A 9,134-nucleotide genomic window follows, 5' to 3' on the forward strand; every position below is an offset into this window, starting at 1 on the left:
CCGGAAAAGTTCGCGATTGCTTCGTGCCCCGCAATGACATAACTTTTGTTTTGCTTGTTAATTGAACGCTTTACGCTTTCCTCAACCTACCCCATTTTAACAGGGTTGCGCCCCATGAAAAGCCGGCGCCAAAGGCTGTAAAAATAACGTTGTCATTATATTTAAAATCGTCCTGAAAATCCCAAAGGCAAAGTGGGATGGTAGCCGCGGTAGTATTACCATACCTATCGATATTTACCTTAACGCGTTCTTCAGGTAAGCCCAGGTTTTCGCCTACTGCATGAATGATGCGGTAATTTGCCTGGTGAGGTATCAGCCAGTTTACATCATCTATCGTCATTTCGTTGCGCTTTAATACCTCGGTACAGGTTTCTGTCATGCCTTTAATAGCCGCCTTAAAAACTATCCTGCCTTCCTGGCGAATATAGTGTTGGTTAGCCTCAACAGAATCAACAGTAGCGGGGATTTTTGAACCGCCACCCGGTACCAGCAGGTATTCGCGGCCGTGGCCATCAGTTTTAAAAACACTGTCAATCAAACCTATATCCTCGGTGGTCGGCTCCAGTAAAACAGCACCGGCGCCATCGCCAAAAAGGATACAGGTATTACGGTCTTTATAATTAATGATAGCGCTGTTTTGATCGGCGCCAATTACAATTACTTTTTTGTAGCGGTTGCTTTCTACCAGGCTTGCACCAAGTGTGTAGGCATATAAAAAACCACTGCAGGCAGCATTAACATCGGTAGCCCAGGCATTGCTTAAACCAACCTTGTCGCACACGATGCTGGCGGTTGATAAAAGCAGGTGATCGGGGGTAGAGGTAGCTATAATAAGGCAGTCAATTTCTTCTCCGGAAACACCTGTATTTTCCAACAAATTTTTCACAGCGGCAACGGCCATATCCGAGGTGGCAAGTGTGGGGTCGGTTAAAATCCTTCTTTCCTTAATTCCTGTACGTGATACAATCCAATCGCTGTTTGTGTCAACCATCTTCTCTAAATCACTGTTGCTTAATATATTATCCGGAACAAAACCCCCAACCCCTGTAATAACCGCGTTACTTTTTAATCTCATAAAATGCCAAAAATCTGAAAAAACAGGCAAGTATACGTAAATTGCCTGTTTTTACCCGTCAGGATGCTATTGTTTCTACAACTAACTGACGAAGATGTTTCGCGGCTGCCACCATATTTATGAGCGCCACCTGGGTTTCGGGCCATTTACGGGTCTTCAATCCGCAGTCGGGATTAACCCACAAATTGCCGGCGGGCAACAATTCGGATGCTTTTTCCAGCAGGCTTACCATTTCATCAACCGTGGGTACGCGCGGCGAATGGATATCATACACACCGGGGCCAATTTCGTTTGGATATTTAAAATCGGCGAAGGCGGCCAATAGCTCCATTTGCGAGCGCGAGGTTTCAATGGTGATTACATCGGCATCCATATCGGCAATGTTGCCAATAATGTCGTTAAACTCGCTGTAGCACATGTGCGTATGGATCTGTGTTTCGTCCCTCACACCGCTGGCCGAAATACGGAATGCTTTAACCGCCCAGTTCAGATAATTTTGCCAGTCTTTTTTACGCAAAGGCAACCCTTCACGAATAGCTGGCTCATCAATCTGGATCACTTTAATGCCCGCGGCTTCTAAAGCCACAACTTCATCGCGAATGGCTAAGGCTATCTGGTTGGTAGTTTCGGACCGGGGCTGGTCATCCCGCACAAACGACCATTGCAATATAGTTACCGGGCCGGTTAGCATACCTTTCATCAGTTTATTGGTGTTTTGCTGCGCGAAGCTGCTCCACTTTACCGTCATATCCTCGGGGCGGCTTACATCGCCGTAAATAACAGGTGGCTTAACACAGCGGCTGCCATAGCTTTGTACCCAGCCATTTTGGGTGAACAGGAAGCCATCCAAACGTTCGCCAAAGTATTCAACCATGTCGTTACGTTCAAATTCGCCGTGTACCAATACATCCAGGCCAATTTGTTCCTGCCAGCGGATGGCATCAATGGTAGCTTTTTCAATTTCGGCATCGTATTGCGCTTCGGTTAGCTCACCTTTTTTTAGCCTTGCCCTTAACGAGCGGATATCATCAGTTTGCGGGAACGATCCTATGGTAGTTGTTGGGTACAGTGGTAGTTTAAAGCGCTGCTGCTGAATTTTTTGGCGGGCGATGAATCCGCTTTCACGTTGCGCATCAGCATCGGTTATGGCTGCCACGCGTTGTTTGATATCCTGCTTATGAATGAGTTTTGACAAGCTACGGCTGGTGAGGGCACGCAGGTTATTTTGCAGCAATTCATTATTGCCGCCGATGATCTGCGCCAGCTCCTTTATTTCATTCAGCTTCTGTTTGGCAAAGGCCATCCAGTTTTTTATCTCGGGGACAATGGCTGTTTCCAGCTCCAGGTCGAACGGTGTATGCAGCAGCGAGCAACTCGGCGCTATCATTACCCTATCGGTACCTAAAACGGTAATGGCTTTTTTAATGTGGGTTAACGAGCGTACATAATCGTTTTTCCAGATGTTGCGGCCATCAACAACGCCCAGCGATAAGCTAAGGCTGGCCGGCATTACCGTGAGTACCTTATACAACTGATCGGGTGCACGCACCAAATCAACATGAATGGCGCTTACCGGCAGCGTTACGGCCAGCTCGGTGTTTTCGTGCAGGCTCTCAAAATACGTAGTGAGCAGTACTTTAATACCGGGGCATTGTTTGCTGATCTCCATATAGGCGTAGGCATAGGCTGCCTTTTCCTTATCGGTAAGGTCGAGCGCCAGGAAGGGCTCATCAAGCTGCACCCAGATTGCCCCATAGCTTGCCAGCCGTTTTAATACTTCGACGTAAACCGGTACCAGTTTTTTGATCAGGTCGATTTTATCAAAACCGGGTTGTTTTTCTTTACCTAATAGCAGGTAGGTTACCGGGCCAATTAATACCGGTTTTGGTATGTTGCGGGTATGTTGTTTGGCCAGGATAAACTCGTCAAAAATCTTTTCGCTAAATAGTTTAAACTGCTGATTTTGTACAAACTCCGGTACAATGTAATGGTAGTTGGTATCAAACCACTTGGTCATTTCCATGGCTGTAACATCCAGTCCGTCTTTTTGATAGCCGCGGGCCATGGCAAAATACAGGTCAATTTCGGTATTGGACTTGTTTTGGGTTAATACCGGGGTGTACCGTTCAGGAATGTTGCCCAGCATAAGCGAGGTATCCAATACCTGGTCGTAAAAGCTGAAATCGTTACAGGGGATCAGATCGATACCGGCATCAACCTGGGTTTGCCAGTTTTGCAGGCGAATTTGCCGGGCAGCGGCAAACAAATCGTTACGGGTAATTTTACCGGCCCAGTACTGTTCACTGGCTTTTTTAAGTTCACGGTGGGCACCCACACGTGGGTACCCGAGATTGTTTTTGAGCATACGCTAAAACGTTTTTGGTTAAACATTAATTTGACTTAATGCTCCTTACGGTTTTCGGTATGCTTTCGGAGTAAATGGTAATAAAAGGCAAAAGCATAACATACAGGCATATAACGGCCATGTACATCATTCTTTTTTCTTTGACTACTGCTTCATTGCGCGAAAGCATTGTCTTTTACATAGGGGCAAGTATCCTGGCTTGTAACATTGTTGCCGTCCTTCTCATCCGCGCGGGGCGAACAATGGACTTTGTTAAAGGCAACAACCTTTTGTGTTACTTACAGTTGCGCGACAGCCCGTGATTTACACACGGTTCCTTATTAATCCCTGTGCCTTAAACACCGGGAACCACTCTGCAGAAAAAAAGTAAAGAACTTTATTGGCTGTAAAGATGGGAAAAAATGTGCAGATTTTTGATGTGCAGATTTCAGATTACAGATGTGCAGATGATTTTTATGATCTATGATGCATGGCGTTGGTGTCAATATTGATAGACACTAATTCATACGAAATAAAGTGACACCGTAAATCCATGCAGTACAAAACAACATAGAACCCCTTTTTTGTGTGTATACAGTACAAATTTACAAGCTTCCTTTTATATTTCAAAACCTCTCTTTATTCATGCATAAACAAGTAAAAAAAGATAATTAATTAGAACTTTTCAGCAACAAATACGCTATTTATTGATACAAATGGTGCATTTATTTACACAAATATAAAATGAAGATTTTTTAAAAAAAATTTCAGAAAATTTGGGACCTCAAAATTGAAAAATACCCGGTCTGCCACCGCTCCGATCCCATGGTTGAGGGCTAAATTAAACCAAACGAATAAAATAATTTAAAATGGTTGATCATACAATCCATCGTAGAACCATTTTAAATTTTAGGGTTGGAAGATTTGAAGATACGGAGGGGTTTTGACTAACTATATTAGTTGGTTTATTGAGAGGTTTTGAAAGCCAACCATTCTTGGAGAAGTTCGAGTAATTCAACCATACTAATTGTCAAGTGTTCGTTTATTATAACGTTGGGATAATTTAATTCAATACTATCTGCTTCCACTCCGTCACTTGTAAAATATTGCTCATAGTATTCGCCATTTAAAGCTTTTTCGAGTTCTTCGATTAGATCTTTTATTTCAGAATTATCCATGTGGGATAGTATTTGCAAATGGCTAAACTCATCTACATCTTCTTTGAAACAACGATAACCTTTATAGCCGTCAATAGTATTTGTCGTTAAAAACGTAAGTCCGTATTTTTCTCTTTTAGTCATCACTATTTCTTCAAAAACAACATCGGCAAAGCGCTCGCAGCTCCTAATCCTGCGCCCGTAGCTACATCTGTGGGGTAATGTACCCCCAGGTACATCCTTGAATACGCGGTTGAGCCTGCCCATAAATAAGCCGGGACTATAACATACCATTTAGGATAAGCGGCAGATAAAGCTGTTGCCGTTGCAAACGAGCTTGAACTATGACCCGATGGAAAGGAGTATCCACCTGCACGGTAGACAGGAGTAATACGGATATTTTGCACAAATGGCCGCGGACGTTTTACCAGGATTTTTATGAGTTGCGTAAGGCCGGCGGATATTGCGGTGCTACTGGCCACGTATAAAGCATTTTGCCGCATCTCCTTATCGTTACTGATGATGCCGCCAACCAGCAAGCCCGCGGGTACACCAATATTGCCATAGTCCAGATGTTTGCTCATGAATAAGAAAAAGCCTGTTTGGGCCGGCGTACGGCTATCTTGCAGATTGATAAGGATTTGGTCGTCAAGCGCGGGAGTACGGATCTGTGCTAAGGTTTTGTGGGAGTTAAAATTTAAGATTACCCCGACGGATAAAAAGAGGATTAAAAATCGTGTTTTTAAAAAATGCTTCATGGTATCGCGATGGTCAGCTTGATTTACAGCTACCAAGATAAATATTTTCCATGGTTGGCTGTTAGCTAATCCCAATAATGCAATCAAACCAAATAATCCGGTTTGATCGCATTATTTACTTTTGCTTATTAAGGATTTTTCTGCACATCTGTTGGAATGTTATATACTTTTTTGTTAAAAGTAAAAGGTATAACTGCAGGTATAGCTTTAGGAGTCACCGGCATACCTGGCACTGGCGTTGGATTATCACTCTTTTCATCGACGAAAAAAACAATACAATCAATGTCATGAGTTGTGTCTTGAGTCTTCTTTTTCCCCAACACAATGTTGGTGCAATTATATAAGCTCATCCAATCTTTCTTATTGTCGGTTATTGCTTGCTGGATAACATTGACGGGGACAGTACTCTCATCTGCATTATTATTAAGTAAGGCTGCCGTTTTAATTCCTTGTTCCGCAGTTTTGGCTCCAAAATAAAATGCTGATATAGCTACAACTAATGTTCCTAAGGTTTTAGTAATATCTGCCGCTATTGTTGAATTTGGCGGTACTGCCGAAAGGGTAAGGGAAATTAAAACATATAATATAATAGCTAAAATTGCAATGATGCCCCTGATGCTTCCATCGGGAAGTCCGAGCGGAAATTCACTATTTTTGGGACTTGCAACGGCAATATAAATAAGAAAAGCACATAATAATACACCAATTGAATAAATAAACCAGTTGCCTGTTGTAAAAGCACCTTGATACGTAGCAGTTGATTGCTCATTGATTGCTTTTTTCAAAGTATCAATCTTAAGATTTAATTTTTTTGTAACAGCTTGCATATTTGCAGAGTCGGCCCGCAATTTAGTGATCATTGTTATCGTGTCGGCCTTTGTTAAAGTGCGGGCATTAGCATTGTAAAAAGAATTTGCCGATAAAATTAAAACCAATACAAAAACAGGTTTTATAAGGTACCTTATGTATTGGCTAAAATTTGAAATTGAACTAAAAAGAGTGAAAATGCTGATTGGATTTGGGTTATTAGGTTTCATATTGAAATGATTAAAAAGTGACAAGTGTGGTTTTATTATTTGCTCATATTAAGAATTTATCTAATTTATATGGATATAAATTAGATAAATTCTTAAAGCAAACTTTTCGAAAATGGTTAATTTTCAGACACTTAAATGTAAGTTTTTTTTAATAAATAAAAAAAATAATATTTTATTTCGCAAATAACAAATATTAATTAATCCTAAATTATAATATAAGAATTGCACATTGTATTAATCATAGGAAAATATACTTAACAATTACTTAATAACAAGAAATGGCGATAGCACTTCTTTCAAAACCAACAATTGTACAGTGTTGCACCGTTCAGGTATAGTCGCGGTAAAGCATTATAATAAGAGGCATTTATTGTTTTCTTTTAAAGGGTTCCGGATATATAAATCCATTCGTCGACACAAAACAGCGGCTTACCGACACATCATGAATTTGTTTACAGGGGCGGTTACTTTTGATCAACAATCAACAGAACTTATATCATACCCCTAAATAAATAAAATCATGGAACGTAAAAATTTCTTAAAAAGCCTGATGATAGGCGCGGTGTCTACATCGGTACTGGTTGAAGCCTGTAAAAAAGATTCAGTAACAACTACTACAAGCAGCACAACAGATACCAGTTCGTCGTCAGGTAGTACTTCCGGGTCAAGCAGTTCTTCCGGATCCAGCTCCAGCTCGGGCACTTGCAGCGTAATCGAGAGCGAAACCGAAGGGCCTTATCCAACAAAAAGCCCGGCATCATACGTGCGCAGCGATATCACCAGCGACCGTACAGGCTACAAAATGACCGTTAATATTACCGTTAACAACAGCAATAACAGCTGCAACGCTTTATCAGGTGCACTGGTTGATATCTGGCACTGCGATGCCGAAGGTAATTATTCGGAATATGGCGGCAGCGGCACGCAATCCACCAATTATACCTCGGTACACTTCTTACGTGGCAGGCAAACTACCGATTCCAATGGGCTGGTAACTTTTACCTCTATTTTTCCGGGTTGGTATAGCGGCCGCGCCACACACATTCATGTACATATTTATAATTCGGCAGGTACATCATTAAAAGTAACACAAATAGCTTTCCCGGAAGGTACCGGTACAGCATTGGCCGCCGTTGCAGGATATAAAAAAGGAATGAGCGGCTATATTTATAACGCGAATGACAATGTGTTTAGCGATGGCTATACACTTGAAATGGCTACCGTAACCGGCAGCACAACTGCCGGCTTTGTATTATCCATCAGCATGAGCGTACCTGCTTAATAAAATAACAAAATGGATACCCGCGTAATTACACTTTGTTACCGAAAAATCATTGATATAAACTCAGCCAAACAATGGGATAAGCTAGTGTTTGAATCATCGTACATGGAGTTTAAATTGCAAGGCCAGAATTACAGCCACGGTACCGCTTTTACCAGCTATGCCGACTTGCTAAAGCACGTACCAAACGCGCAAAGGCTTGTCGGCATGGTTACCCCGGCTATAACCGGGTATTTGCAGCAGCTAAATGGTATAGTGCCCGATGTGCTTAATAACGTGGGTAAGCGTTTTTTAAAGTTCGATAAATTTCAGTTCGAGATCATCAACTCTGATATTAATGACAAAGCCCGGCACCAGGTGGCAGTTAATTTTTATACAGACACACTGGTTTGGCACGATACCGTTGCCGATTTTTTGCTGGTAGCCGATTACCGGCCCGAAGCAGCCGGCGACGAAGAAGTGTTGAGCAACCTGTTTAAACTGCCGCCATACGTAAATATTCATTCACTCCAAAAATTGCAACAACATGGAAAAGACCTCACCCGGGCAGATTCACCTTGCTGATCAGCGGGTAATTACCGAAAATAATACCTTCAGGCGGTGCAGTACTTTTAATTACGACGGACATTTTAATGAGCACCGTAAAGCTTTTGGCCCCCTGCGTGTATTTAACGACGAGATTTTGGCTGCCGGTAAATCAATTACCATACAGGTACAACATGCCTGCTATTTTGTAGCGATGCCGGTAACCGGCGCCCTGCTTGTTGAGGATGCCGAAGGGAAAAGTACGGTAGTTGATGTAGGCGAGGTGTATATTAATTATGCAAACAGCGGTGATATTTTAACTTTAAATAATCCCTACCCAAATGATTGGGTTAACTTTTTGCAGCTGCAGATAGACGCAGATACAGAAGTGTTCCCGTTTTTTAAGCAAACCTTCTGCTTTGATTTTGAGGGCAGGCAAAATGAATTGATAAGTATTATCCCCACTTTATCCAGGTTGCCTTTTAACCTGCACATCGGCCGGTTTGATGGACGTGCCGATGCGCTTTATCACCTGAAAACACCTGGTTCATTATTTTATGCCTTTGTAATTGCCGGCGCATTTGAACTGCAAGGCCGCCTGATGCACGAACGAGACGGTCTTGCTTTGTGGGGCCTGGAAGAAGCTGACATGGAAGCTTTAAGCAATAGCGCGGTGATGCTGGTTTTGGAAATGGAGGGCTAAAATAAAAAAAATGTCATTTCCTTTGGTCTAAAGATAACAATATTAAGATTTGTTATTGTTAGAAACGGGGGGTGCAGGGGGGTGTTAAAAACTAAAAAGTTTGTGGATAACGTTAAATAAAAAGGCAGGGTGAACTTTTGTCATTTCTGGTTTTGGAGAACCTGCGTTCGTATTAGTTCCCTGCCTTTTAAGATTGCCCAAGGCCCAGCTAGAATAATTCTCTTGATTCATCAAAGGTAATTGGCAAAAGGCA

General features: G+C 42.2%; 8 protein-coding genes and 1 riboswitch. Of the genes, 3 read left to right on the forward strand and 5 right to left on the reverse strand.

The window, feature by feature from the left end; genetic code table 11:
- Positions 1–70: 70 nt before the first annotated feature.
- From AC1DXF_RS28105 to AC1DXF_RS28125, 5 genes are all read right to left on the reverse strand, one after another.
- Entirely contained in the window at positions 71–1,075 is a 1,005-nt protein-coding gene (locus AC1DXF_RS28105) for a beta-ketoacyl-ACP synthase III (protein ID WP_477452010.1), read from the reverse strand.
- A 58-nt stretch (positions 1,076–1,133) separates the two neighbouring features.
- Entirely contained in the window at positions 1,134–3,440 is a 2,307-nt protein-coding gene (metE, locus tag AC1DXF_RS28110) for a 5-methyltetrahydropteroyltriglutamate--homocysteine S-methyltransferase (protein WP_477452011.1), read from the reverse strand.
- A 167-nt stretch (positions 3,441–3,607) separates the two neighbouring features.
- Positions 3,608–3,808, reverse strand: a riboswitch (cobalamin riboswitch).
- 576 nt (positions 3,809–4,384) lie between these two features.
- Positions 4,385–4,720: a hypothetical protein gene (locus AC1DXF_RS28115; RefSeq protein ID WP_477452012.1), complete on the reverse strand. Its 336-nt coding sequence runs from the start codon at positions 4,718–4,720 to the stop codon at positions 4,385–4,387.
- Between the two features lie 2 nt (positions 4,721–4,722).
- On the reverse strand, positions 4,723–5,334 hold the full coding sequence (locus AC1DXF_RS28120) for a phosphatase PAP2 family protein (protein ID WP_477452013.1): 612 nt from the start codon (positions 5,332–5,334) through the stop codon (positions 4,723–4,725).
- Positions 5,335–5,462: 128 nt separating this feature from the next.
- Positions 5,463–6,371, reverse strand: coding sequence for a hypothetical protein (locus tag AC1DXF_RS28125; protein WP_477452014.1), 909 nt, complete (start codon positions 6,369–6,371; stop codon positions 5,463–5,465).
- A gap of 520 nt (positions 6,372–6,891) precedes the next feature.
- On the opposite strand from AC1DXF_RS28125, the gene AC1DXF_RS28130 reads away from it, so the two are divergent.
- Genes AC1DXF_RS28130 through AC1DXF_RS28140 form a run of 3 tightly spaced genes read left to right on the forward strand, consistent with a single transcriptional unit; the run spans position 6,892 to position 8,881 of the window.
- Complete coding sequence (locus AC1DXF_RS28130; protein WP_477452015.1) at positions 6,892–7,653, forward strand: dioxygenase family protein; 762 nt, start codon at positions 6,892–6,894, stop codon at positions 7,651–7,653.
- Between the two features lie 12 nt (positions 7,654–7,665).
- The gene (locus AC1DXF_RS28135; RefSeq protein ID WP_477452016.1) at positions 7,666–8,217 is read left to right on the forward strand and encodes a hypothetical protein; all 552 of its coding nucleotides are present in this window, start codon (positions 7,666–7,668) and stop codon (positions 8,215–8,217) included.
- Positions 8,180–8,881 (forward strand): pirin family protein, encoded by a 702-nt coding sequence (locus AC1DXF_RS28140; RefSeq protein WP_477452017.1) that lies wholly within the window; start codon positions 8,180–8,182, stop codon positions 8,879–8,881. The genes AC1DXF_RS28135 and AC1DXF_RS28140 overlap by 38 nt, the downstream gene beginning before the upstream one ends.
- Positions 8,882–9,134: the final 253 nt, after the last annotated feature.

Source organism: Mucilaginibacter sp. P2_A5, assembly GCF_056404995.1.